Here is a 21849-nt window from a genome sequence, read left to right on the forward strand (position 1 = left end):
CTGCTCTCAGCCCCCGAAGCTCAAGGTTGCGATGGTGATCAGCACCGCGATGCCCAGAACCATCGCGAAGGCATAGTGGAAGAGGTACCCGGACTGCGCCCGGCCCGCGAGCCGCGTGAAGAAGGGGATGATCCCCATGGCCAGCCCGTTGATGCCGCCGTCGATGATATTGCCATCGCCGCGCTTCCACAGGGTCCGGCCGATCCAGGCGGCGGGGATGACGAAGATCCAGTTGTAGATCTCGTCGAAATACCACTTGTTCAGCAGGAACTGATAGGCAGGCTGGAACAGCTCGGCGGTGCGCGCAGGCAGGGTCGGGCGGACGATGTAGAACAGGGTCGCGGTGACAAAGCCGATGATCATGGCGACGAAGGGCGCCAGCTTGACCCATTTCGGCACGCTATGCGCGTCATTCAGCACGTGGTTATCCGGTGCCATGTGAATGGCGCCCTCGCCCGCGTGTCCGGTAAAGACGTAATGCGCTTCGCCATGGCCGTCATCCGCGGCTGCGTGGCTGTCCTCGGTTGCGTGGCTATCTGCGGCCTCGGCTGCATGGGCGTCATTTTCGCCATGCCCGTCGGTTGCCGCTTCGCCATGACCATCCGTCGCCATAGCTTCCTCGCCATGACCGGCCTCATCCGCATGACCTTCAACCGCGTAAGGAACGCCGAAGAAGCGGCCCACGGAATCGGTATGGCCGAAGAACTGGTTGTACCAGATCGCGCCCGAGAAGACCGCGCCCAAGGCCAGAGCCGCTAGCGGGATCAGCATCACCTTGGGGCTTTCATGGGCATGCTCATGCGCATGCTTGTCGCCGCGCGGCTTGCCATAGAAGGTCAGATAGATCAGGCGCCAGGAATAGAAGCTGGTGAAGCAGGCCGCGACGACCAGCATCCAGAAGGCGTAGGTCCCCAGACCACCGCCGAAGGCAAAGGCGCTCTCGATCACCGCATCCTTGGAGGCGAAGCCCGCAAAGCCGATCCAGCCCGTCAGCGGGATGCCGACGCCGGTGATGGCCAGCGTGCCGATCATCATGGCGGCAAAGGTGAAGGGGATCTTCTTCCTCAGCCCGCCATAGTTGCGCATGTCCTGCTCGTGATGCATCGCGTGGATGACCGAGCCCGCGCCAAGGAACAGCATTGCCTTGAAGAAGGCGTGGGTGAAGAGGTGGAACATCGCAACCGAGTAGACGCCGACGCCCGCCGCCACGAACATGTAGCCAAGCTGGGAACAGGTCGAATAGGCGATGACGCGCTTGATGTCGTTCTGCACGAGGCCCACGGTCGCTGCGAAGAAGGCGGTCGCGGCCCCGATGATCACGATGAAGTTGGTCGCATAGGGCGCGTATTCCATGATCGGCGACATGCGGCAGACCAGGAAGACACCCGCCGTCACCATGGTCGCGGCGTGGATCAGCGCCGACACCGGCGTCGGACCTTCCATCGCGTCCGGCAGCCAGGTGTGCAGGAACAGCTGCGCCGATTTCCCCATAGCGCCGATGAAGAGCAGCATGCCGATGGTGTTCGCGGCGTTCAGCTCACGCCCCATGAAGCTGATGGTCTGCTCCGCCAGATGCGGGCCTTCCGCAAGGATCACCGAGAAGTTGATGCTGTCGGTCAGCTTGTAGATCGCGAAGATGCCAAGCAGGAAGGCAAAGTCACCCACGCGGTTGACGATAAACGCCTTCATGGCAGCAGCGCCCGCGCTCGGCTTGCGGAAATAGAAGCCGATCAGCAGGTAGGACGCCACGCCCACGCCTTCCCAACCGAAGAACAGTTGCAGCAGGTTGTCGGCGGTCACCAGCGACAGCATCGCAAAGGTGAAGAAGGACAGGTAGGCGAAGAACCGGGGGCGATAGCTCTCGCCCTCGCGGAAATGCTCGTCATGGGCCATGTAGCCGAAGGAGTATAGATGCACGAGCGCCGAGACGGTGGTGATCACGATCAGCATGATCGCGGTCAGGCGGTCGATGCGCACCGACCAGCTGGTGTCCAGCGTGCCAGACGCGATCCAGGTGAAGAGATCGCGGGTATAGGTCTCGCCGTCGAAGCCCAGGAACACGAACCAGCTGAGGATACAAGACAGGAACAGCGCGCCGGTTGCCACCCAACAGGCCGCCGTTTCCCCGATCAGACGCCAGGAAAAGCCGCAGATGATTGCGCCGACGAGCGGGAGGAAGAGAAGGAAGGTTTCCATGTCGGCTCAGCCCTTCATAACGTTGACGTCTTCCACGGCGATGGTGCCGCGGTTGCGGAAGAAGCAGACGAGGATAGCCAGACCAATCGCGGCCTCGGCGGCGGCGACGGTCAGCACGAAGAGCGTAAAGATCTGCCCCGTCAGATCGCCCAGATAGGCGGAGAAGGCGACGAGGTTGATGTTGACCGCAAGCAGCATAAGTTCGATCGACATCAGGATGACGATCACGTTCTTGCGGTTCAGGAAAATCCCGAAAATCCCGATGACGAACAGCGCTGCCGCCACCGTCAGGTAATGTTCCAGTGCGATACTCATCTCGTCCCTCCGGGGCCTGCGCCCCTTGGTTATTCAATCGCGCCCGCACCTTTGCCGGTGCGGCCAGAGTTCTTTTTGACCGGTCTCAGCTCCGGTCGGTTTCGCCCCGTTTGCGGGACGTTGTGTAAACTGCGGCGGCCAGGGCAACGGCAATGGCCACCCAACCCCACCAAGCCATCAGAGCCCCTGCCCCGGCTTCACGTCCTTCAGTTCCATCGCCTTGGCCGGATCGCGGTACATCTGCGCCAGCACGTTCTGGCGCTTGACGTCGGTGCGGTGGCGCAGGGTCAGCACGATCGCGCCGATCATGGCGACCAGCAGGATCAGGCCCGCCAGCTGGAACAGAAGGAAGTAGTGGTCATAGATCACGGCGCCCAAAGCGGCGGTGTTATGCGCGGCGCCTTCGGGCGTGGCGTTGGGGGTCGCCAACAGGTCAACGCCCTCGGCAGTGGCCCAGGGACCAAACGCCATGGACAGCTGGATCAGGATGATCACGCCGATCAGCCCCGCCATGGGGATGTATTTGGCCATCTCCGCCTTCAGCTCGGCGAAATCCACATCTAGCATCATGACGACGAAGAGGAACAGCACCGCCACCGCGCCCACATAGACGATCACCAGCAGCATCGCCACGAACTCCGCCCCGATGAGGACGAAGAGCCCGGCAGAGCTGAGGAAGGCCAGGATCAGCCACAGCACCGAATGGACGGGGTTGCGGCTGACCACCACGAAGAGGCCGGCCACCACCGTGGTGATGGCGAAGAGGTAAAAGGTGAAATCGGCGATACCCATGGGGTTACTCCTCGGTTCCGTCGATGGCCTGACGGGCAAGCTCCATCGCCTTGGTCATGGCGGGGACACCCCCGAACATGGCGGCCTGCGCGATGGTTTCGGCAATTTCCTGTTTCGATGCCCCGGCCTCCAGCGCGTGGCGCACGGTCAGGCGGATCTGCGGTTCGGCCACGGCGCCCTGGATGGTCAGGCCCTGAAGCGTCAGCAGCAGGCGGGTCTTGGCATCCAGCCCATCGGGGTTGAACTGCTTGCCCATGAACGCTTCCATCATCTCGGCAGGCATGGTCGGCCAGAGCTTTTCAAAGCCCTGCGGCGTGAATTGCGCCATGGCAGGATTGACCTGCTTGACCCAATCCTTGGCCATGTCCTGCGTCTGCGCCATCAGCGCCGCGAAGGGGTTTTGCGGGGCTTTGGTCATCGGTAGGGGGCATCCAGTTCAAGGTTGCGGGCGATCTCGGCTTCCCAACGGGCGCCGTTTTCCAGCAGCTTTTCCTTGTTGTAGAACAGCTCTTCGCGGGTCTCGGTGGCGAATTCGAAATTAGGGCCTTCGACAATCGCATCCACCGGGCAGGCTTCCTGGCAGAAGCCGCAATAGATGCACTTGGTCATGTCGATGTCGTAGCGGGTGGTCCGGCGGCTGCCGTCCTCGCGCGGTTCGGCGTCGATGGTGATGGCCTGCGCCGGGCAGATCGCTTCGCAGAGCTTACAGGCGATGCAGCGTTCTTCCCCGTTGGGGTAGCGGCGCAGCGCGTGTTCCCCCCGGAAGCGGACCGAGAGCGGGCCTTTCTCGTGCGGATAGTTCACCGTCGCCTTGGGCGCGAAGAAATACTTCAGCCCCAGTTGGAAGCCTTTGACGAAATCCGCCAGCAGGAAGTATTTCGCGGCGCGGGTGTAGTCGATCTGCGTCATCAATCAGCCCCCGATCATCCAGCGGGCATAGGCGCCGCCAAAGAGTTCGAATTTTGCCAGGAAGGCCACGATCACGACCCAACCCAGAGACAGCGGCAGGAACACTTTCCAACCGATCCGCATCAGCTGGTCATAGCGGTAGCGCGGCGTGATTGCCTTCACCATGGCGAAGATGAAGAAGAAGAAGGCCATCTTGCCAACCATCCACAGCACGCCGTCGGGCAGGCCCGGAATGGGGCTGAGCCAACCGCCGAAGAACAGCAGCGTGACAAGCGCACACATCAGGAAGATGGCGATGTATTCCCCGGCCATGAACAGCAGGAAGGGCGTCGCCGAGTATTCCACCTGATAGCCCGCGACCAGCTCCGATTCCGCTTCCGGCAGGTCGAAGGGCGGGCGGTTGGTTTCGGCCAGGGCCGAGATGAAGAACAGGAACACCATCGGGAAATGCGGCAGCCAGTACCAGCTGAAGAAGCCGTAAGACCCGTCCTGCGCGCGCACGATGTCAGAGAAGTTCAGCGAGCCTGTGGTGATCACCACACCGATGATGATCAGGCCGATCGAGACTTCGTAGGAAATCATCTGCGCGGCAGAGCGCAGCGAACCGAGGAAAGGATATTTGGAGTTCGACGCCCATCCGCCCATGATCACGCCGTACACTTCCAAAGAGGAAACAGCGAAGACATAGAGAATGGCAACGTTCAGATCCGCCAGAACCCAACCATCGTTGAAGGGGATCACCGCCCAGGCAATCATCGCCAGAACGAAGCTGGTCAGCGGTGCCAGGATGAACACGGGCTTGTCAGCGCCCGCCGGGATCACCACTTCCTTGATGACGTATTTCAGCGCGTCGGCCACCGATTGCAGCAGGCCGAAGACCCCCACCACGTTGGGGCCCTTGCGCATCTGGACCGCCGCCCAGATCTTCCGGTCGCCATAGACCAGGAAGAGAAGCGAGATCATCACGAATGCGATCACCGCAAGACACTGCGCGATAATAATCAGCGCGATGCCGGGAGTGGTTGTAAAGAATTCAGCCATCTGTCCTCACACCGTCGGTATGCCTTGCTCGGCGCAGTCGGCGACCACCACTTCGGCGTCTATCGTCTGCACCCCCCGGGGGAGCGCCGGTGACACGGTGTAAACCGCATCTGCGTGCCAAAGGCCAGCCTCTTCCTGCACATTTGTGCGGACATGTCGCGCAAATCCGTAGCCCCGGATCAGCGTGTACTGAGCTGCTGCACATTCGGCATAGGCCGCCACGTCCTCTCGCCCCCTTGCACCGCGCATCTCCACGCGGAAATTCACCAGATCTTCATCCAGGAGACGGGTTTCGACCCCCAGATACTCAAACAGCGCCGGATGCCGGTCCTGCGTGGCCGCCGGATCGGGCGTACAGCCCGCCAGCGCCAGAACCATGGCACCGCCACCCACGAAGGGCCGGAGCGTTCCGCCGCCCGGCACCCCGATTATTCCGCCGCAATCGCGGCCTCGGACCGCGCCTTTGCCGCAGCACTCAGCTCGGCCATCACGGCCGACGCGCGGGCAATCGGGTTGGTCAGATAGAAGTCCTTCACCGCAGGCACGAAATCGGCCTCGGCCGGTGCACGCAATTCCAGCGGTGCGATCTCGTTCATCGGCACTTCGTCGATCATCGCCAGATGCGGAACCTCGGCCACCATCGCGTTGCGCAACTGCACAAGCGAGTCGTAGGGCAGCGCCGCGCCTAGTTCTGCCGACAGTGCGCGCAGGATCGCCCAGTTTTCCTTGGCCTCACCGGGCGCAAAGCCCGCGCGAAGCGCCAGTTGCGGACGGCCTTCGGTGTTGACGAAGAGCCCCTGTTCCTCGGTATAGGCCGCGCCCGGCAGGATCACGTCGGCGCGATGCGCGCCCCGGTCGCCATGGCTGCCCTGATAGATCACGAAGGGACCATCGGCGATGTCCACCTCATCGGCTCCGAGGTTGTAGATCACCTCTGCCCCGTCGATGGCCGCAGGCAGACCGCCCTCGGTCACCGCGCCCACATCCATTGCGCCGACGCGAGAGGCTGCCGTGTGCAGCACCATCAGCTTCGCACCGCAGCCTTCGACATAGGCCAAGGCCTGGCTCAGCACCGCTTCGCCATCGGCCTCGCGCAGCGCGCCCTGACCGACAATCACGATCGTGTCGGGCTTGGCTTCGACCTTGGCGACCAGATCGGTCAGCGCTTTCCGGTCGGACCCGAAGTGGTAGTAGTCATAGGTCAGGTCGGCCTTGGGGCCGATCAGCCCGATCCGCGCACCGTTGATCCACGCCTTGCGGATGCGGGCGTTCAGAACCGGCGCTTCGTCGCGCGGGTTGGTGCCGATCAGCAGGATGGTCTTGGCGCTGTCGATATCCTCGACCATCGCGGTGCCCGCATAGGCGCCCCGGTTTCCGGCGGGAAGTTTCGCCCCATCGGTGCGGCATTCGACATTGCCGCCCTGCCCTTCGATCAGCCCTTTCAGCGCGAACGCGGCCTCGACCGGGGCCAGATCGCCCACCAGACCGGCCACTTTCTTGCCTTTCATGGCAGCGGCGGCAGCAGACAGCGCCTCGGGCCAGCTGGCTTTGCGCAGCTTGCCATTCTCGCGGATGTAAGGCGTGTCCAGACGCTGGCGGCGCAGCCCGTCCCAGATGAAGCGGGTCTTGTCGGAAATCCATTCCTCGTTCACGCCGTCATGGTTGCGCGGCAGGATGCGCATGACTTCACGGCCCTTGGTATCCACACGGATGTTCGAGCCAAGCGCGTCCATCACGTCGATGGTTTCGGTCTTGGTCAGTTCCCACGGACGGGCGGTGAAGGCGTAGGGCTTCGACGTCAGCGCGCCGACCGGGCAGAGGTCGATGATATTGCCCTGAAGGTTCGAATCGAGCGTCTCATTGAGGTAGCTGGTGATCTCGCTATCCTCGCCACGCCCGGTCTGGCCCATCTGCCAGATGCCCGCGACCTCGGTCGTGAAGCGCACGCAGCGGGTGCAGGAAATGCAGCGGGTCATGGCGGTGGACACGAGCGGACCAAGGTTCAGCTCTTCGGAGGCGCGCTTGGGCTCGCGGTAACGCGAGAAGTCCACGCCGTAAGCCATCGCCTGATCCTGCAGGTCGCATTCGCCGCCCTGATCGCAGATCGGGCAGTCCAGCGGATGGTTGATCAGCAGGAATTCCATCACCCCTTCGCGGGCCTTCTTGACCATGGGGGAGTTCGTCTTGACCACCGGCGGCTGGCCTTCGGGGCCGGGGCGCAGGTCGCGCACCTGCATGGCGCAGGAAGCGGCGGGTTTCGGCGGGCCGCCCACGACCTCCACCAGACACATGCGGCAGTTGCCGGCAATCGACAGACGTTCGTGATAACAGAACCGCGGAACCTCGACTCCGGCCTCTTCACAGGCCTGAATCAATGTCATCGCAGGATCCACCTCGATCTCTTTGTCGTCGATGATGATTTTGCGTAGATCGGTCATGCTTCACCCTTGCGCGTCGCTTGGCTCCGGTTGGCGGCGTGTCTACCGCAAGCCCCGCCCGGATTCACGCGGAAAATTGCCGTGCCACCCTAGTGCCGCGATTGACGCGCTTTTGCAACGTGATGGCGGCATTTTTCAAGCCGATAACCCGGTATACAACGGTATATGACCGCGCCCAATGCGCGCATGCCCGCCATTTGGGGGCGGGCATGGGCTTGAAGCATGAAATTGGAAAGAAAAGGTTACCGCAAAAGGCGGCCAATCTGACTGTTTGCGGCGATTTCTTCTTCGCCGACGGTGCAATATCCTTCGCGTTGATCGGGCGATGCGTTGCGTTCTGCCAATCGCGCATCGGCAATCGCGCGCACGCGCTGCTGCTCGTCTTCGTTGAAGACAAAATCCTCGATCTCCGAACGGGTGAAGCCAAGTTCGGTCGCCCGCCCGACAAGGCTGTTGATGAACCCGAGCGCACGCAACCGCCGGGCGGAAATCGAGTCGCAGCGATTATGGATGTGGCGTGCGATGGCAAAGGCCACCAACCCCTCGCTCAGCACCGGGTCATTGCGCAGCACATCCCAATCATCGGCGCGCGCCGGCTGCGCCAAAAACAGGCACATAACGAGAAGGGGAAAACATCGAGACATATTGCAAAATCCTTGGTTGGCGTCGTCGGACCCTGCGCCAAAATGGGGTCATTGCGGTCTGACATTCAATATCAGGCGATTGCTATCCGCCTGAATCGGCCCGTTCCCGCCGGTTCACCCCGCTCAGATCCGCACGCCCCAATAGGCGATGATCAGGTAGATGATCAGCGCCACGAACGCGATCCCGAGCGTCGTGTAAATTGCCGCTTCCAATTTTTCCGGCGTGTTCAGCACCATCATGACCATGCCGGCCAGCATCACCCCGATCACCGTGCCGAGTATGGAGCCGCCAATACCCCAGGTATATCCCAGCCAGATGCCAAGCGCCGCGAAGGACACGAATACGGCGACCACCCATACCCGGTAGACACCGACCAAGACCGGCCTGCCGCCGTCATATGCACGTTGATCTGTCACTGCCGCCTCCACAGAGGAACCCACTCGCCCCGTTTTCGGGTGCCATTTGGATACAGTCTACCCTTTCGGATAGGATTCATCAACGCTTTCAAGGGGCCGCAGAACGCTTCATGGGCAGATGGGACACAGGTCAGTAGCAGAACCCGAGGGGGTCCTCGTCGATGATCCGGTCCACCGTGTCCCGGAACCGCGTGGAGTACAGCGACGGATCATAGTCGTCGCCAAGGTAGAACCCGCAGTGAAAGGCGATCTGGATTTCCGCGATGGCCACCCACGCGTCGACCTCGGGGACATGGGCGAATACCTCTTCGAAGGTCTGGCTCATCAGATTGACATACCAGAAATAGCGCTCGTTCTCGATCGGGGTCGCGTCCTGTTCCAGAAGGTCGGGCCGCGACAGCTCGGGGTTGTTCATCGAGATGATCAGGAACTCGCGATAGGCCGCCCGCGCGCCGCGTTCATTCTCGATCCGCCATTGCTGGTTGAACTGCCAGAACGCCACCAGACCGGCGATCACCGCCAGAAGGATGCGCGACAGGTCCGCGAAAGACGCAATGCCGTTGCGTTCCCGGGTCAGCCACCCTTTGCGCGAAGGGGTGGGTTCCGTGTCTGCCATCTCGTCCTCCCGTTTGCGCGCGTCCTCGGCCCGATGCCGTGGCGCTGTCATTTACTCCGAGGCAGGCGGCCAGACCGGATAGGCAAAGAACGCCAGGTCGATCCCGTCGGAAATGGCATCCTCCGAGATGCTTTCCCAGGTGTCGCTCGGCTCCACCAGAACGAACAGCGCCAGCGTCCCGCGATGGTCCTCGCTGCGCATGAAGGTGCCCTGCATCTCGATATCGACGGATTCCAGCGGCGTCATGCCAAAGTCGAACCCGTCCCCGGTGGCGTTGTCATTGGCCGTTGCAACGATCAGCGCCTGCACCGGTTCGTCAAAGGTGATGGAAAAGTTGCTGCCAACGTGAATCGCGTCATGCGGCATCGGCAGATCGTTGAATTCCTGATCTTCCCCATCATTGGAAAAACCGGTGAAGACGGACGATCCCCGCTCGCCGGTCAGCGTGTAGGCGATGCCGTTCGAATGCCCGGAGGCCGAGGCGCGGAAATTGGTGCGTACAAGGTCGCCATATTCCTCAAGCGAGAAAGTCATTTCGCCTCCGATCAGATCTTCAAGGGTTTGAGCCTGCGCCAGACCGGTCAGGGCGAGCGAAATGCCGATGGCGAGAGAAATGGGTTTCATGAAATGGCCTCCGTCAGAATAATAGTCGGGACAAACCCTAGCGGCCTATTGCACATATAATCAAGGACTTGATTGGCAGCGCCCGGTCACGCCTTCGAAACGGCGTTCCACCCGAACGCGTCTGCGGTCTCTCCGTACTGGCGCAGCTGGTCCAGCTTGGCCAATGCCTCCGCCAGATCCGGGCGGTGCCCTTCCGGCACCCACCACATCACCAAATGGGCCTCGTCCATCGGTGTGAACCAGTCCGCCCGGCGGGTCACGAAATGCTTGTGCAGCGTGTTCCAGACATAGAAGCGCAAGCTGTCAACGCTGTCCCACACGGTCAGGTTCACCAGGATGCGCGGGTCGCCGTCCACCTCTTCGGGGACGACGCCCCCAAAGGCGGTTTCGTATTTCCAGACAAACCCGTCGGACCGTTCCGCGATGCGGTTCAGCATGTCGATCCCGCGGTTGAAATCGGCCATGCGGGGATCGTCCAGTTCATAGGCCATGCGGCCGATATTGAACTGGGCCAGATGCATCCCTATTCGGCGGCAACCGCGCTGACGCGTCCGGCTTTCTGCGCCTTGATCCGGTCCTCGATCTCATCACGGAAGTTGCGGATCAGGCCCTGGATCGGCCAGGCCGCCGCATCGCCAAGGGCGCAGATCGTGTGGCCTTCCACCTGCTTGGTGACCTGGAACAGCATGTCGATCTCTTCCAGCTCCGCCTCGCCACGCACAAGGCGATCCATCACGCGCATCATCCAGCCGGTGCCCTCACGGCAGGGCGTGCACTGACCGCAGCTTTCGTGCTTGTAGAACTTCGACAGGCGCCAGATCGCCTTCACAATGTCGGTGGACTTGTCCATCACGATGACCGCCGCCGTGCCCAGACCCGATTGCAGGTCGTTGCGCAGGTAGTCGAAATCCATGATCGCGTCGCGCATATTCTCGCCGCGCACGCACGGCACGGAGGAGCCGCCGGGGATCACCGCCAGCAGGTTGTCCCAGCCACCGCGAATGCCGCCGCAATGTTTTTCAATCAGCTCCTCGAAGCTGATCGACATTGCTTCTTCCACCACGCAAGGATTGTTCACATGGCCCGAGATCGCAAAGAGCTTGGTGCCCGCATTGTTCGGGCGGCCAAAGCCCGCGAACCAGTCCGCGCCCCGGCGCAGGATGGTCGGCACCACGGCGATGGATTCCACGTTGTTCACGGTCGAGGGGCAGCCGTAAAGGCCCGCTCCCGCCGGGAAGGGCGGCTTCATCCGGGGCATACCCTTCTTGCCTTCGAGGCTTTCGATCAGCGCGGTTTCCTCACCACAGATATAGGCCCCTGCCCCGTGGTGCAGGTACAAATCGAAATCGAAGCCCGATCCGGCGGCGTTCTTGCCCAAAAGACCCGCGTCATAGGCCTCGTCAATCGCGGCCTGCAGCGCCTCGCGCTCGCGGATATATTCGCCGCGGATATAGATGTAGCTGACATGCGCGCCCATGGCGAAGCTGGCGATCAGCGCGCCCTCGATCAACGTATGGGGATCATTGCGCATGATCTCCCGGTCCTTGCAGGTGCCGGGCTCGGACTCATCGGCGTTGATCACCAGGTAGGACGGGCGGCCATCGCTTTCCTTGGGCATGAAGGACCATTTCAGACCGGTCGGGAAGCCTGCGCCGCCGCGCCCGCGCAGGCCGGAGGCCTTCATGATCTCGACGATCTTGTCGCGGCCAAGACCGATCAGGTCCTTGGTGCCGTCCCAGTGGCCGCGCGCCTTGGCGCCCGCGAGGGTGCGGTCATGCATGCCATAGATATTCGTAAAGATCCGGTCTTTGTCCTGAAGCATCCTCAGTCCCTTTCTGCGCGGCGGGCTTGCCAGACCTGATACGTCACGATCAGGGCCCAGACCAGAGCCGCAATTGCCGCAAGGTCGAACAGAAACACATAGCGCACGGGCAGGCCCAACTGTCCACCCACAAGCTGCGCCCCCATCCACAAGATCATCGTCACGGCCATAACGACAGCGGCGATGCGGGCCTTGCGGGCCTGGGGGGAAACAGTCCGGGGGGCATCGGGCATTTGGCCTGGCCTCGGGTCGCTAGCGGTTTGGCCCGGTTTACGGCAGAGCGGCGGGGATTGTCCACTGTTCGGCGGCGCAAATCGCAAGCGGACAACGGAAAAACGCGCCGGACGGGCCGACGCGTTTGGTTTTTGCCGCGATATGGCGGCGGGATCAGACGAATTCGCCTGCGCCCGTGACCAGATCGAACCGCGCACAGCTGCGCTTGAAGCCCGGCAGATGCTCGTCCAGCCAGTCGATTCCGGCCGCGTCCAGAGCGGCCACCTGATCGAAATGGTAAATCCCGATCTCGTTCAGGCCCGCCTCCAGTTTGGCGCCGATGCCCTTGACCAGTTTCAGGTCGTCGGCCACGCCACCGCGCGGCTCGTCCAGCAGATGCGGATTGGGGGTGGCAGCTTCCGGGGCCGCGGCGGGGGTGTCTTCCTCGACCATGACCGGATCCGGTTCCGGCTCTGCCACGGCAGGCTCCGGCTCGGCCTCGACCACGGTCAGAACCGGCGCCTCAGCAACGGGTGCCTCGGCAACCGGGGCCTCGGCTACGGCCTCGGCGACCGGTGCCTCATCGGTATTTCCGGGCGTGTCGTCAAAGGCACGGACCATGGCGGACCAGAACACCTGCGGCGCGGTCAGGCCCAAAGACCAGCTCTGCACCGCAGCATTTCCGTAGAAGGCGGCCGAGTAGTTCGCGGCCGCAATCAGGTTGTTACGGGCCGCGACAGATCCCAGCCAGATGTCTTCTGCAAGTTTCATGTCGGTTGTCCTCTTGGATGATCAAACGCATCCTCCCAGAGGTCAATATACATCCCCGTCGTCAACTTTTCTTGAGAAATCCGTCTCTCCACCTGCGGCCAATAGCCCTGCCTGCGCAACCCAGTCATCGCGGGTCACACGGCCCCGGAAGCCTTGCAGATTGTCGTCCATCCAGGCCACCTCGGCAGGCCCCCAGGCGGCGATCTGGTCGAAGTGATAGATACCGAGCGAGTGCAGCAATTGCTCCAGTTTCGGCCCCACGCCCTTGATCTTCTTCAGGTCATCCGGTCCGCCTTCGCGCGCGGCCTCCATGGCGGCGGGCTGTGCGGCGGGGGCCTCTTCCTCGATCGGTTCCGGCGCGGAGGCGACTGGCGTCGGGGTTTCCTCGGGGTCTGGCGTCGCCTCCGGTTCCGGCTCTGCCGCCGGTTCCGGTTCAGATGCCGGTTCCGGTTCAGATGCCGCTTCGGGTTCGGGTGCGGCTTCGGGTTCAGGCTCTGGAACGCTTTCCGCGACGGGTTCCGGGGCGGCTTCCGGCTCCGGGGCGGCAGCCGGTGCCGGTGCGGGCGGCGCTGTCGGGGTTGGCGCGGGCGAAGATGCCGGCGTCGAGGCAGACGCCCCTGCCCCGCTCTCGACACACAAAACCATGCGCAGCACGATGGTCAAAAGCACCGCCACCACGAGACCGAGGATCAGCGCCATCAAGAGGCCCCACCCGGCGGCGAATTTCAGGATCAGGAACAGCAAGACCCCAAGGACGACCCCGGCAATCAGGCAGTTCGTATGGCAGCTGGTGCTGTCATTCTGTGCAGACATAACAATTCCCCTGTTTCCCAATTGCGGCAAGTAGACACCAGCCGCCCCCGATCTGTGAAGGATTTTCTTGGAAAAGGGGTTACGACTTGCGTTTTGCGGCCCGCAAGCGGCGCTGAAACGTCTTGACCCGCTTGTTATAGTGCCAATCGCACACGTAAGAGGCCGCACGGGGATGGATGCGATGCTCGGCCAGGGCCGGGCTGATCTCCACCCCGTCTTTCACGTAGAGCAGCACATTCTGCATCAGCCAGGGCAGCACGGACTCGAACGCCCCCATGCGGCGGCGGATCGGATCGTAGCACCCATAGCCGCGATCCTGGAACATCGCCGCCCATTCGCCCTGGAACCGCAGATTGATATGCCCGGCCCCGCCCTGCCCCGGAACGCCGGCGGAAAACAGCACTACATCCGACAAGGCACAGAGATCATCAACGAACCCCTCCGACCGCTCCGGCGAGAGATGCTCCGCCACTTCGATCGTGGCCGCGAGGTCATAGCGCTTGCGCGCCGTGTAGGTCTGATTGAGATCGGCTGTCTGCCGGTAGGATTTCGCGATGACACTATCGTCCGGTGCCAGCCAATCGCCATCCACCCCCTTGATCGTCGCGCCCCGCGCCTTGCAGGATTTCAGAAAGAACCCAAGCCCGCAGCCAAGGTCGATGACCGATTTCGGCTGCACATAGGTCCAGAGGATTTCAGCCATGAGATCGGCATTGGCCTGACGCCGTTCGGACTGCTCCACATGGCCCTTGAACATGGTTTCATAGTCATGAATCACGTCGGCCTCCTGTGACTGCCATCCATCCCGACGCCTGCGACAGGGCCCCTTGCCCTTACAGCGCGCGCCGCAAGGGTGCCGGGTTCCGGCCGCTCGTCAAAGGGCAGAGGATCAGGACCCGGCCAGTTCGCTGGCCTGTGCGACCCAATTGTCACGCTCGATCCGGCCCTTGAACTTGAGGCGCGCATCGACCCAGGCGATCTCGGACGGACCCCAGGCGGCGATCTGGTCGAAATGCCAGAAGCCCATGGAATTGAGCAGCTCTTCAAGCTTCGGCCCGACGCCGGAAATCTTCTTCAGGTCATCCGCCTCGCGGCCGTCACGCGGGGCGCTCAGCAGTTCGGGCTCAGACTCCTCGACCTCTGCCGGGGTCTCGGCCTGGGTTTGCGGGGTTGCGGCGGGTTGCGGTGCGGGTGCGGGTTCCGCTGCCGGGGCGGGCGTAGCCGGGGCTGCGCTGGCGGCCTCGGCACCGGATTGCTTGCCCCAGGGGGCCAACAGCGGCACTTCGGTGCCGTCGATCCGCTTGACGGTGTCGCCGATATCTGTGGCCAGACGGGCCGAGGCATTCAGGCTGTCTCGCCCGGCTTCATGATCCTTGAGCGAGGTCAGACCGGACAGCGGCTCCGACGCATAACGCCCGTTCTGCGGGCCGGGGGTGGGCACGCGGCCCGCAGCCAGTTCGTCCAGAATCCAGCCGAATTTCTCGGCGGTCAGATCCTCGTAGTAATCCTTGCCGATCTGCACCATCGGCGCGTTCGCGCAGGCGCCCAGGCATTCCACCTCTTCCCAGCTGAAATTGCCATCCGCCGACAGCTCATGCGCATTGGCGGCGATCTTGTCCTTGCAGACGGCAATCAGGTCTTCGGCGCCGCAGATCATGCACGACGTGGTGCCGCAGACCTGCACATGGGCAATCGCGCCCACGGGCTGCAACTGGAACATGAAATAGAAGGTCGCCACTTCCAGCGTGCGGATATAGGTCATGCCAAGCATGTCGGACACCGCTTCGATCGCGGGCCGCGTCAGCCAGCCTTCCTGTTCCTGCGCCCGCCACAGCAGGGGGATCACCGCCGATTGCGCGCGGCCTTCGGGGTATTTGGTGATCTGCGCCTCGGCCCATGCCTGGTTGGCGGGGGTGAAGGCAAAGCTTTCGGGCTGGTCGTGGTAGAGGCGGCGAAGCATTAGCTGGCTCCTTCGGTCACACGGGCGGCGGTGGCGATGGCCAAAGCCACCGACGACAGCACACCCGAGATCGTGTGTTTCATATGCGGATGCCCGGCGCGGGCGTAGATCAGGCCATCGGCAAAGCCCATGAAGGCACAGACGGCGAAAAGGGCGATAAGGACGTTGAGATCCCCGTAAATCGTGAAGACAAGCGCCAGCACCGCGAAGGCGGTGTAGCGGTCGGCCATCACGGTTGGCAGCTTCTCAAGACGATGCGTGGTCTGTTCCAACCCCTTGTCGGGATCGGTCCAGAACGCCCAGGCCAGCAGGGCCAGGATCAGGACGGTGACACCGCCGCAGATCGTCGTGAGAAGCGACAGGGTCAACGGTCGATCTCTCCGAACACCACGTCCATCGTGCCGATGATCGCGGCCACGTCGGCCAGCTGGTGGCCGCCCGCGACATGATCCATCGCTTGCAGGTGCAGGTATCCCGGCGCGCGGATCTTGGCCTTGTAGGGCTTGTTGCTGCCATCGGCCACGAGGTAGACGCCGAACTCCCCTTTGGGGGCCTCGACCGCCGCATAGACCTCGCCTGCCGGAACGTGGAAGCCCTCGGTATAGAGCTTGAAGTGGTGAATGAGCGCCTCCATCGAGGTCTTCATATCCCCACGCTTCGGCGGCGTGATCTTGCCGCGTGCCAGCACGTCGCCTTGGCCCTCCGGCGCGCGCAGCTTGGCAATCGCCTGGTGGATGATGTGCACCGACTGGCGCATCTCTTCCATGCGCACGAGGTAGCGGTCATAGCAGTCGCCGTTCTTGCCCACGGGGATCTGGAACTCGAACTCGTCATAGCATTCATAGGGCTGCGCGCGGCGCAGGTCCCAGGCGAGGCCCGATCCGCGCACCATCACACCCGAGAACCCCCAATCGAGAATCTCCTGCTCGCTCACCACACCGATATCGGCATTGCGCTGCTTGAAGATGCGGTTCTCGGTCAGCAGCCCGTCGATATCGTCGAGCTTGGCGGGGAATTCATTGGCCCAGGTCTCGATATCGTCCAGCAGTTCCGGCGGCAGATCCTGATGGACGCCACCGGGGCGGAAATAGGCCGCGTGCAGGCGGGCGCCACAGGCGCGTTCATAGAAGACCATGAGCTTCTCACGCTCTTCGAAGCCCCAGAGCGGCGGCGTCAGCGCGCCCACATCCATGGCCTGCGTAGTGACGTTCAGCAGGTGGTTCAGAACCCGGCCAATCTCGGAATAAAGGACGCGGATCAGCGACGCGCGACGCGGCACTTCCACGCCGGTCAGCTTCTCGATGGCCAGACACCAGGCATGTTCCTGGTTCATCGGCGCGACGTAATCGAGCCGGTCGAAATAGGGCAGGTTCTGCAGGTAAGTGCGCGATTCCATCAGCTTTTCGGTCCCGCGATGCAGCAGGCCGATATGCGGGTCGCACCGCTCGACGATCTCGCCATCCAGCTCCAGCACCAGCCGCAGCACGCCGTGGGCCGCCGGGTGCTGAGGCCCGAAGTTGATGTTGAAATTCCGGATCTTCTGTTCGCCTGTCAGGGCGTCTTCGAAGCCTTTGCCGCCATCCATCATGCCAGCGCCTCCATGTTATCCGTCCAGCGGGCGGGCAGCGACCCCATCCGGGTCTCTACCGCCGCGTATTGAGGGGCAAGCCACGCCATCGCGCGGGCGCGCTGCGCCTCGGTCATCGTCAGGTCTTCCCCGGCCAGAACCCGCGCCTCGGTATTGGCGGGCCGCTCGGCAATGCCGAGAAAGCCGCACATCCGGGCCAGCGTGTCGGGCTGGAACAGGGTTTCGTAAAAGGCCGTGAACACCTTTGCCGGGTCCACCGCCGCATTCAGTCGCGCCAGCGTGCCCGCGTAATCGCAGCGCGCTGCCATGGTCCGGTCTTCGCCGCCAAGCACCTTGTCCAGAAGCGCCCCTGCGGTCGCGGCCAGATCTCCGCCCTTGCGGGTCGCGGCCATGCGGATGTTGGACCACAACCGGTCCAGCGGATCGCGCATCAGGAAGACAAAGCGCGTGACCGGGGCCAGTGCGGCCATACACGACAGGCTGGCCTCGGACAGCGTTGCATAGGCCGGGGTGATGTCGCCCACCACGCGCGCCGCGCCCGCATTGTGATTGAGGAACGCCAGATAGCCCGCATCGTTCCGCCCTTCGCGGATCACATTGAGCCAGCCGGTATAGGCCCAGACCTCGCGTTGCAGCCGCTTGTCCAGCCGTGCGTCGCCCGTCGGCAGGCGGTCCTTGCGGCGCTTGCGTTCGCGGGTCATGCGGTTCACCTGCCGGTCGAATTTGCCCGTCTCGCAGGTATCAAAATAATGCAGTTCTTTAACGGCCGGCAGGCGCACCTCGGGATGTGCGGCAAGATAGCGGTAAAGCCAGGTCGTCCCCGCCTTTGCCGCGCCGATCCCGAAGAGGAGTGTCGCCTGTGCCATGACCGTGATCAGCCTTTCGCGGCCTCGGGTTTCTCGTCGCCGGGCAGGATATACTCGGCACCTTCCCATGGGCTCATGAAATCGAATTGGCGATAGTCCTGCACCAGCTTCACCGGCTCATAGACCACGCGCTTCAGCGCCTCGTCATAGCGCAGTTCGGTATAGCCCGTGGTCGGGAAGTCCTTGCGCAGCGGATAGCCGCGGAAGCCATAGTCGGTGAGGATGCGGCGCAGGTCCGGGTGGCCGGAAAAGAGCACGCCGTACATGTCGAACACTTCCCGCTCGAACCAATTGGCCGCCGGGAAAACGCCGGTGATCGAGGGCACCATGTCATCCTCGCGGATCTGGGTTTTCACCCGGATGCGGTGGTTCTGGTACATCGAGAGGAAATGCCAGACCATGTCGAAACGCTTGTCGCGGCTCGGGTAATCCACGGCGGTAATATCCACCAGCGTGGAAAAGCGGCAGGCGGTGTCGGTCTTCAGGAACTCCATGAAGGCCGGGATCGAGGCCAGCGTGATCTCCACCGTCAGCTCGCCATGGGCAATCTCGGTGCCGATGACCGCGTCGCCCTGCTTGAGGGTGATCAGGTCGGCCAGTTCGCGAAGGGCGTCTTCACTCATGCGTCGTCTCCTCGGTCAGCGCGGGCGCGCTTAGCGGGTAATGGTGCCGGTGCGGCGGATTTTGCGCTGCAGCTGAAGCAGGCCGTAAAGCAGCGCCTCTGCCGTCGGCGGGCAGCCGGGCACGTAAAGGTCCACGGGCACGATCCGGTCACAGCCGCGCACAACGGAATAGCTGTAGTGGTAATAGCCACCGCCATTGGCGCAGGAGCCCATGGAGATCACGTAGCGCGGCTCCGGCATCTGGTCGTAGACCTTGCGCAGCGCGGGCGCCATCTTGTTGGTCAGCGTGCCCGCCACGATCATCACGTCCGACTGACGCGGAGAGGCGCGCGGCGCGATCCCGAAACGCTCGGCGTCATAACGCGGCATCGAGGTGTGCATCATTTCCACGGCGCAGCAGGCCAGACCGAAGGTCATCCAGTGCAAGCTGCCCGTCCGCGCCCAATTGATCAGGTCATCGGCAGTGGTCAGCAGAAAGCCCTTGTCCTGAAGCTCCGCGTTCAGGGCGCGGGTGGCAACGTCCTTGTCCACACCGGCGGTGTTGGCGCTGGTCATCACTCCCATTCGAGGGCCCCCTTCTTCCATTCATAGGCAAAGCCGATGGTCAGCACGGCCAGGAAAATCATCATCGACCAGAAGCCCAGCATCGACATTTCCGGGAAGGCCACGCCCCATGGGAAGAGGAAGGCAATCTCCAGGTCGAAGATGATGAACAGGATCGACACGAGGTAGAATCGCACGTCGAATTTCATCCGCGCATCGTCGAAGGCGTTGAACCCGCATTCATAGGCCGAGACCTTTTCGGGGTCCGGGTTGCGCACGGCCAGAATGACGGCGGCAAGGATAAGGACAATCCCAAGCCCGATGGCAAGGGCGAGAAAGATCAGAACGGGCGCATAATCCCTGAGCAGGTCTTCCAAGGCTGGCTCCTTCGGCTCGCGGGCGCCACGGCGTCTGTGGCGCGAGGGTCATCCCCCGCGAGACGCTATTGCGCGCGGGGACTGTCCGCTGTTTATGCCCGTGCCGCGCGGGGGTCAACCGAAGCAAAGCGCCACAGGGGCGCTTGAGGCAGGAAAAATCACCGCAGGCGGGAACATGGACTGGATGGGCGGCCGGCCCGACGCGGTGCAATGCCCAGGCTGCACCGGCATTCAATTGACCAGGTCAAGTTTGTCAGGGTTCACGAGAATGTATATCCAGGCGATCTTGCCGCCGCGATCGGGCACCAGCGTAGTCACCGAGTCCAGCAGCCCATGCCGCAATCGCAACAGGGCGGGCCGCGCATTGACCATTGCAAAGCGCATCGTCCAGCCATCTTCCCGCCGCGCCCTGTCGAGCAGCGCCGCGAAGACCTGCAAGATTTCCGCCCCGCCCACCAGTGGCCGCCGCGCGGCGCGGCGCTTGGCCCCGCCATCGGAAATGGCCACCGTCTGCGGCGTCATCAAGGCCAGTGCCGCTGCATGATCCTCGGCCATGACGGCGCGAAAGAACCGCTCGCTCAGTGCGGCCACCTCTTCGGGCGTGGCGTCGAAGCGCGGCCCGCTGTCCTGCAGCTTCTTCTGTGACCGGCTGACCAGCTGGCGGCAGGCGGCCTCGGTCGTATCCAGGGCGGCGGCAATCTCGCCATAGGTCGCGTCGAAGGCTTCGCGCAGGATGAAGGCCGCCCGCTCCCGCGCGTTCAGCCGCTCCATCGCCCAAAGAAGCGCCAGCTCGCATTCCTGCGCCAGTTCGAACCGGGGCACCGGCGCGCCCTCCGGCGAGGGCATGACCGGTTCCGGCAACCAGGGCCCCACATAGGTCTCCCGCCGCGCCTGCGCCTTGCGCAGCGCATCGATGGCGATATTCGTGGCCACCCGGCGCAGCCAGGCCGCAGGGTTGTCGATCCGCTCACGGTCGGCAGCCGCCCATCTCAACCAGGTCTCCTGAACGACATCCTCCGCCCCCGACCGTTCCCCCAGCATCCGGTAGCAAAGCGAGGTCAGCACGGGCCGTTCACCCTCGAAAATATCGGTCATGATCGTCATTGCCGATGCACCACCCCGATCATCTCCTCGCCGATCCGGACCCGGGCACAGGTTCCGCCATATCCCAGCCCTCGTTTCAGCACAGGGTATACCCTGCCGCCAGAGGCCGCAAAGGCGCAGGCGATGACGGCTTCCGCCCCGAAACGTCCCTCTATCTCTCCACGCAGCGCATCGAGCTCCGGCGCATCGGCAATGGCGGCGCGGGCAAAGCGAAAGCCGAGCCCGGCGGCCCCGGCATCGCCATCCTGCCCCTGCAGGCAAAACGCCAGATCCCGTCCAGCCACACCGGCCTCCAGTGCCATATCCACGACCAGTTGAACGCAAGGCCCGCAATCGCCCTCCAGCGTCGACCCAAGAAGGGCACCTCCCCAGACATCCCGCGCCGCAGCCGGCCCGCGAAACTGCGTGTAGAGCGGCAATAGCGCCAGCCTGACTCCGGCAACGGTCGAGTGCCGCGTCACGTAGTCCATATATTCCGCATCGTACTGGTAACGGGCGCCAAAGCGGCGGATGGCATACCTGAGAATCGCCTTGATCATACCGGTCCCTCCGCGCGGGTCAGTGTTGCAGCGGCCCAAAGCGCCAGAACCGCGGGCAGCTGAATACCCAGAAGATTGGTCAGCGCAATATTGTCGCCCGGCAGCCCCCGCGCGGCCCAGATCCAGAGGTGATAAAGCGCATGGCACACCAGCCAGCCCGCCCCGCAGAACGCGGCCGAACGGTCTGCGCGCCAGCCGGACCAGAGGAGTGCACCCCCAGAGGTCAGGAAAACGAGCCCCACATCCCGCGCAAAATGCAGGTTGAGCGGCCCGGTCCCCATCACGCCGGGAACGGTCTCGTACCAGAGTGCGGTATCCCCCCATATGAACGCGGCATTGCCGAGGCAATAGGCCCCGATGGCCAGTAACACGGATGTCTGCATCATGCCCTCCTGATCGCAGTGACTGATGCCATGACGTCCGGCACCCGCGATTTGTGACAACCGCGCCCCTCAAGACCGCCGATTGTCTTTCAGCTTGGTCCAAATACCTCGGGGGAGTCGCCAAAGGCGACGGGGGCAGAGCCCCCTGCACCGGTGGAATGCTCTTGAGAAGAGCATTGGGCCCGGATCGGGCCAGAGGCCCCGATCCGCACCTTCAACCTCAGGATCGCGGCCCGTCAGGGCCGCGCGGGTCGA

28 protein-coding genes are annotated in these 21849 nt (G+C 63.1%); all 28 read right to left on the bottom strand.

Annotation, left to right across the window (positions count from 1 at the left end; genetic code table 11):
* Positions 1-6: 6 nt before the first annotated feature.
* Positions 7-2196 (bottom strand): NADH-quinone oxidoreductase subunit L, encoded by a 2190-nt coding sequence (gene nuoL, locus BKY26_RS00545; protein ID WP_071688449.1) that lies wholly within the window; start codon positions 2194-2196, stop codon positions 7-9.
* 6 nt (positions 2197-2202) lie between these two features.
* The gene (gene nuoK, locus BKY26_RS00550) at positions 2203-2511 is read right to left on the bottom strand and encodes an NADH-quinone oxidoreductase subunit NuoK (RefSeq protein ID WP_071688450.1); all 309 of its coding nucleotides are present in this window, start codon (positions 2509-2511) and stop codon (positions 2203-2205) included.
* A 177-nt stretch (positions 2512-2688) separates the two neighbouring features.
* Positions 2689-3297: an NADH-quinone oxidoreductase subunit J gene (locus tag BKY26_RS00555; protein WP_071688477.1), complete on the bottom strand. Its 609-nt coding sequence runs from the start codon at positions 3295-3297 to the stop codon at positions 2689-2691.
* Between the two features lie 10 nt (positions 3298-3307).
* Positions 3308-3721, bottom strand: coding sequence for a carboxymuconolactone decarboxylase family protein (locus BKY26_RS00560; RefSeq protein WP_071688451.1), 414 nt, complete (start codon positions 3719-3721; stop codon positions 3308-3310).
* Complete coding sequence (nuoI, locus tag BKY26_RS00565) at positions 3718-4212, bottom strand: NADH-quinone oxidoreductase subunit NuoI (protein WP_071688452.1); 495 nt, start codon at positions 4210-4212, stop codon at positions 3718-3720. Before nuoI ends, BKY26_RS00560 begins: the two co-directional genes overlap by 4 nt.
* Positions 4213-4215: 3 nt before the next feature.
* On the bottom strand, positions 4216-5253 hold the full coding sequence (gene nuoH, locus BKY26_RS00570) for an NADH-quinone oxidoreductase subunit NuoH (protein WP_071688453.1): 1038 nt from the start codon (positions 5251-5253) through the stop codon (positions 4216-4218).
* A 6-nt stretch (positions 5254-5259) separates the two neighbouring features.
* Positions 5260-5631, bottom strand: coding sequence for a hypothetical protein (locus BKY26_RS00575; RefSeq protein ID WP_071688478.1), 372 nt, complete (start codon positions 5629-5631; stop codon positions 5260-5262).
* 50 nt (positions 5632-5681) lie between these two features.
* Entirely contained in the window at positions 5682-7691 is a 2010-nt protein-coding gene (gene nuoG, locus BKY26_RS00580) for an NADH-quinone oxidoreductase subunit NuoG (protein WP_071688454.1), read from the bottom strand.
* Between the two features lie 242 nt (positions 7692-7933).
* Complete coding sequence (locus tag BKY26_RS00585; RefSeq protein WP_131541732.1) at positions 7934-8308, bottom strand: DUF5333 domain-containing protein; 375 nt, start codon at positions 8306-8308, stop codon at positions 7934-7936.
* Positions 8309-8458: 150 nt separating this feature from the next.
* Positions 8459-8752, bottom strand: coding sequence for a hypothetical protein (locus BKY26_RS00590; RefSeq protein WP_127560873.1), 294 nt, complete (start codon positions 8750-8752; stop codon positions 8459-8461).
* A 130-nt stretch (positions 8753-8882) separates the two neighbouring features.
* Positions 8883-9419 (bottom strand): hypothetical protein, encoded by a 537-nt coding sequence (locus BKY26_RS00595; protein WP_131541733.1) that lies wholly within the window; start codon positions 9417-9419, stop codon positions 8883-8885.
* A complete protein-coding gene (locus tag BKY26_RS00600; RefSeq protein WP_071688458.1) occupies positions 9420-9992 on the bottom strand; it encodes a hypothetical protein in 573 nt (190 codons plus the stop codon).
* 86 nt (positions 9993-10078) lie between these two features.
* On the bottom strand, positions 10079-10513 hold the full coding sequence (locus BKY26_RS00605; RefSeq protein ID WP_071688459.1) for a DUF3291 domain-containing protein: 435 nt from the start codon (positions 10511-10513) through the stop codon (positions 10079-10081).
* A gap of 2 nt (positions 10514-10515) precedes the next feature.
* On the bottom strand, positions 10516-11814 hold the full coding sequence (gene nuoF, locus BKY26_RS00610) for an NADH-quinone oxidoreductase subunit NuoF (RefSeq protein WP_071688460.1): 1299 nt from the start codon (positions 11812-11814) through the stop codon (positions 10516-10518).
* A 2-nt stretch (positions 11815-11816) separates the two neighbouring features.
* Entirely contained in the window at positions 11817-12047 is a 231-nt protein-coding gene (locus BKY26_RS00615) for a DUF5337 domain-containing protein (protein WP_071688461.1), read from the bottom strand.
* Positions 12048-12201: 154 nt separating this feature from the next.
* Positions 12202-12798, bottom strand: a complete 597-nt coding sequence (locus BKY26_RS20470) for a hypothetical protein (RefSeq protein WP_071688462.1) — start codon at positions 12796-12798, stop codon at positions 12202-12204.
* A 42-nt stretch (positions 12799-12840) separates the two neighbouring features.
* The gene (locus tag BKY26_RS00625; protein ID WP_071688463.1) at positions 12841-13611 is read right to left on the bottom strand and encodes an NADH-quinone oxidoreductase subunit E; all 771 of its coding nucleotides are present in this window, start codon (positions 13609-13611) and stop codon (positions 12841-12843) included.
* Between the two features lie 79 nt (positions 13612-13690).
* Positions 13691-14389, bottom strand: coding sequence for a class I SAM-dependent methyltransferase (locus BKY26_RS00630; protein WP_071688464.1), 699 nt, complete (start codon positions 14387-14389; stop codon positions 13691-13693).
* Positions 14390-14500: 111 nt separating this feature from the next.
* Complete coding sequence (nuoE, locus tag BKY26_RS00635; protein ID WP_071688465.1) at positions 14501-15571, bottom strand: NADH-quinone oxidoreductase subunit NuoE; 1071 nt, start codon at positions 15569-15571, stop codon at positions 14501-14503.
* Entirely contained in the window at positions 15571-15939 is a 369-nt protein-coding gene (locus tag BKY26_RS00640; RefSeq protein WP_071688466.1) for a hypothetical protein, read from the bottom strand. The genes nuoE and BKY26_RS00640 overlap by 1 nt, the downstream gene beginning before the upstream one ends.
* The gene (locus BKY26_RS00645; RefSeq protein ID WP_071688467.1) at positions 15936-17159 is read right to left on the bottom strand and encodes an NADH-quinone oxidoreductase subunit D; all 1224 of its coding nucleotides are present in this window, start codon (positions 17157-17159) and stop codon (positions 15936-15938) included. Before BKY26_RS00645 ends, BKY26_RS00640 begins: the two co-directional genes overlap by 4 nt.
* Positions 17156-18025, bottom strand: a complete 870-nt coding sequence (locus BKY26_RS00650) for a sulfotransferase family protein (protein WP_071688468.1) — start codon at positions 18023-18025, stop codon at positions 17156-17158. Before BKY26_RS00650 ends, BKY26_RS00645 begins: the two co-directional genes overlap by 4 nt.
* An 8-nt stretch (positions 18026-18033) precedes the next feature.
* Positions 18034-18648 (bottom strand): NADH-quinone oxidoreductase subunit C, encoded by a 615-nt coding sequence (locus tag BKY26_RS00655; RefSeq protein WP_071688469.1) that lies wholly within the window; start codon positions 18646-18648, stop codon positions 18034-18036.
* Between the two features lie 30 nt (positions 18649-18678).
* Positions 18679-19203 (bottom strand): NuoB/complex I 20 kDa subunit family protein, encoded by a 525-nt coding sequence (locus tag BKY26_RS00660; protein WP_071688479.1) that lies wholly within the window; start codon positions 19201-19203, stop codon positions 18679-18681.
* Positions 19203-19568, bottom strand: coding sequence for an NADH-quinone oxidoreductase subunit A (locus BKY26_RS00665; RefSeq protein ID WP_071688470.1), 366 nt, complete (start codon positions 19566-19568; stop codon positions 19203-19205). The genes BKY26_RS00660 and BKY26_RS00665 overlap by 1 nt, the downstream gene beginning before the upstream one ends.
* 231 nt (positions 19569-19799) lie before the next feature.
* Positions 19800-20663 (bottom strand): RNA polymerase sigma factor SigJ, encoded by an 864-nt coding sequence (gene sigJ, locus BKY26_RS00670; RefSeq protein ID WP_227434855.1) that lies wholly within the window; start codon positions 20661-20663, stop codon positions 19800-19802.
* A 5-nt stretch (positions 20664-20668) separates the two neighbouring features.
* Positions 20669-21211, bottom strand: a complete 543-nt coding sequence (locus tag BKY26_RS00675) for a hypothetical protein (RefSeq protein ID WP_071688472.1) — start codon at positions 21209-21211, stop codon at positions 20669-20671.
* On the bottom strand, positions 21208-21594 hold the full coding sequence (locus tag BKY26_RS00680; protein ID WP_071688473.1) for a hypothetical protein: 387 nt from the start codon (positions 21592-21594) through the stop codon (positions 21208-21210). Before BKY26_RS00680 ends, BKY26_RS00675 begins: the two co-directional genes overlap by 4 nt.
* Positions 21595-21849: the final 255 nt, after the last annotated feature.

The sequence above is a fragment of the Nioella sediminis genome (assembly GCF_001879695.1).
Lineage (GTDB): Bacteria > Pseudomonadota > Alphaproteobacteria > Rhodobacterales > Rhodobacteraceae > Nioella > Nioella sediminis.

Coding starts and splice junctions, on each gene's coding strand:
- BKY26_RS00645 (WP_071688467.1), bottom strand. CDS start 17,159: ATGATGGATGGCGGCAAAGGCTTCGAAGACGCCCTGACAGGCGAACAG.
- BKY26_RS00660 (WP_071688479.1), bottom strand. CDS start 19,203: ATGACCAGCGCCAACACCGCCGGTGTGGACAAGGACGTTGCCACCCGC.
- nuoE (WP_071688465.1), bottom strand. CDS start 15,571: ATGCTTCGCCGCCTCTACCACGACCAGCCCGAAAGCTTTGCCTTCACC.
- BKY26_RS00625 (WP_071688463.1), bottom strand. CDS start 13,611: ATGTCTGCACAGAATGACAGCACCAGCTGCCATACGAACTGCCTGATT.
- nuoH (WP_071688453.1), bottom strand. CDS start 5,253: ATGGCTGAATTCTTTACAACCACTCCCGGCATCGCGCTGATTATTATC.
- nuoG (WP_071688454.1), bottom strand. CDS start 7,691: ATGACCGATCTACGCAAAATCATCATCGACGACAAAGAGATCGAGGTG.
- BKY26_RS00560 (WP_071688451.1), bottom strand. CDS start 3,721: ATGACCAAAGCCCCGCAAAACCCCTTCGCGGCGCTGATGGCGCAGACG.
- nuoK (WP_071688450.1), bottom strand. CDS start 2,511: ATGAGTATCGCACTGGAACATTACCTGACGGTGGCGGCAGCGCTGTTC.
- BKY26_RS00605 (WP_071688459.1), bottom strand. CDS start 10,513: ATGCATCTGGCCCAGTTCAATATCGGCCGCATGGCCTATGAACTGGAC.
- BKY26_RS00600 (WP_071688458.1), bottom strand. CDS start 9,992: ATGAAACCCATTTCTCTCGCCATCGGCATTTCGCTCGCCCTGACCGGT.
- nuoI (WP_071688452.1), bottom strand. CDS start 4,212: ATGACGCAGATCGACTACACCCGCGCCGCGAAATACTTCCTGCTGGCG.
- BKY26_RS00615 (WP_071688461.1), bottom strand. CDS start 12,047: ATGCCCGATGCCCCCCGGACTGTTTCCCCCCAGGCCCGCAAGGCCCGC.
- BKY26_RS00655 (WP_071688469.1), bottom strand. CDS start 18,648: ATGAGTGAAGACGCCCTTCGCGAACTGGCCGACCTGATCACCCTCAAG.
- nuoF (WP_071688460.1), bottom strand. CDS start 11,814: ATGCTTCAGGACAAAGACCGGATCTTTACGAATATCTATGGCATGCAT.
- BKY26_RS00575 (WP_071688478.1), bottom strand. CDS start 5,631: ATGGTTCTGGCGCTGGCGGGCTGTACGCCCGATCCGGCGGCCACGCAG.
- BKY26_RS20470 (WP_071688462.1), bottom strand. CDS start 12,798: ATGAAACTTGCAGAAGACATCTGGCTGGGATCTGTCGCGGCCCGTAAC.
- sigJ (WP_227434855.1), bottom strand. CDS start 20,663: ATGACCGATATTTTCGAGGGTGAACGGCCCGTGCTGACCTCGCTTTGC.
- BKY26_RS00595 (WP_131541733.1), bottom strand. CDS start 9,419: ATGACAGCGCCACGGCATCGGGCCGAGGACGCGCGCAAACGGGAGGAC.
- BKY26_RS00675 (WP_071688472.1), bottom strand. CDS start 21,211: ATGATCAAGGCGATTCTCAGGTATGCCATCCGCCGCTTTGGCGCCCGT.
- BKY26_RS00650 (WP_071688468.1), bottom strand. CDS start 18,025: ATGGCACAGGCGACACTCCTCTTCGGGATCGGCGCGGCAAAGGCGGGG.
- nuoL (WP_071688449.1), bottom strand. CDS start 2,196: ATGGAAACCTTCCTTCTCTTCCTCCCGCTCGTCGGCGCAATCATCTGC.
- BKY26_RS00585 (WP_131541732.1), bottom strand. CDS start 8,308: ATGTGCCTGTTTTTGGCGCAGCCGGCGCGCGCCGATGATTGGGATGTG.
- BKY26_RS00680 (WP_071688473.1), bottom strand. CDS start 21,594: ATGCAGACATCCGTGTTACTGGCCATCGGGGCCTATTGCCTCGGCAAT.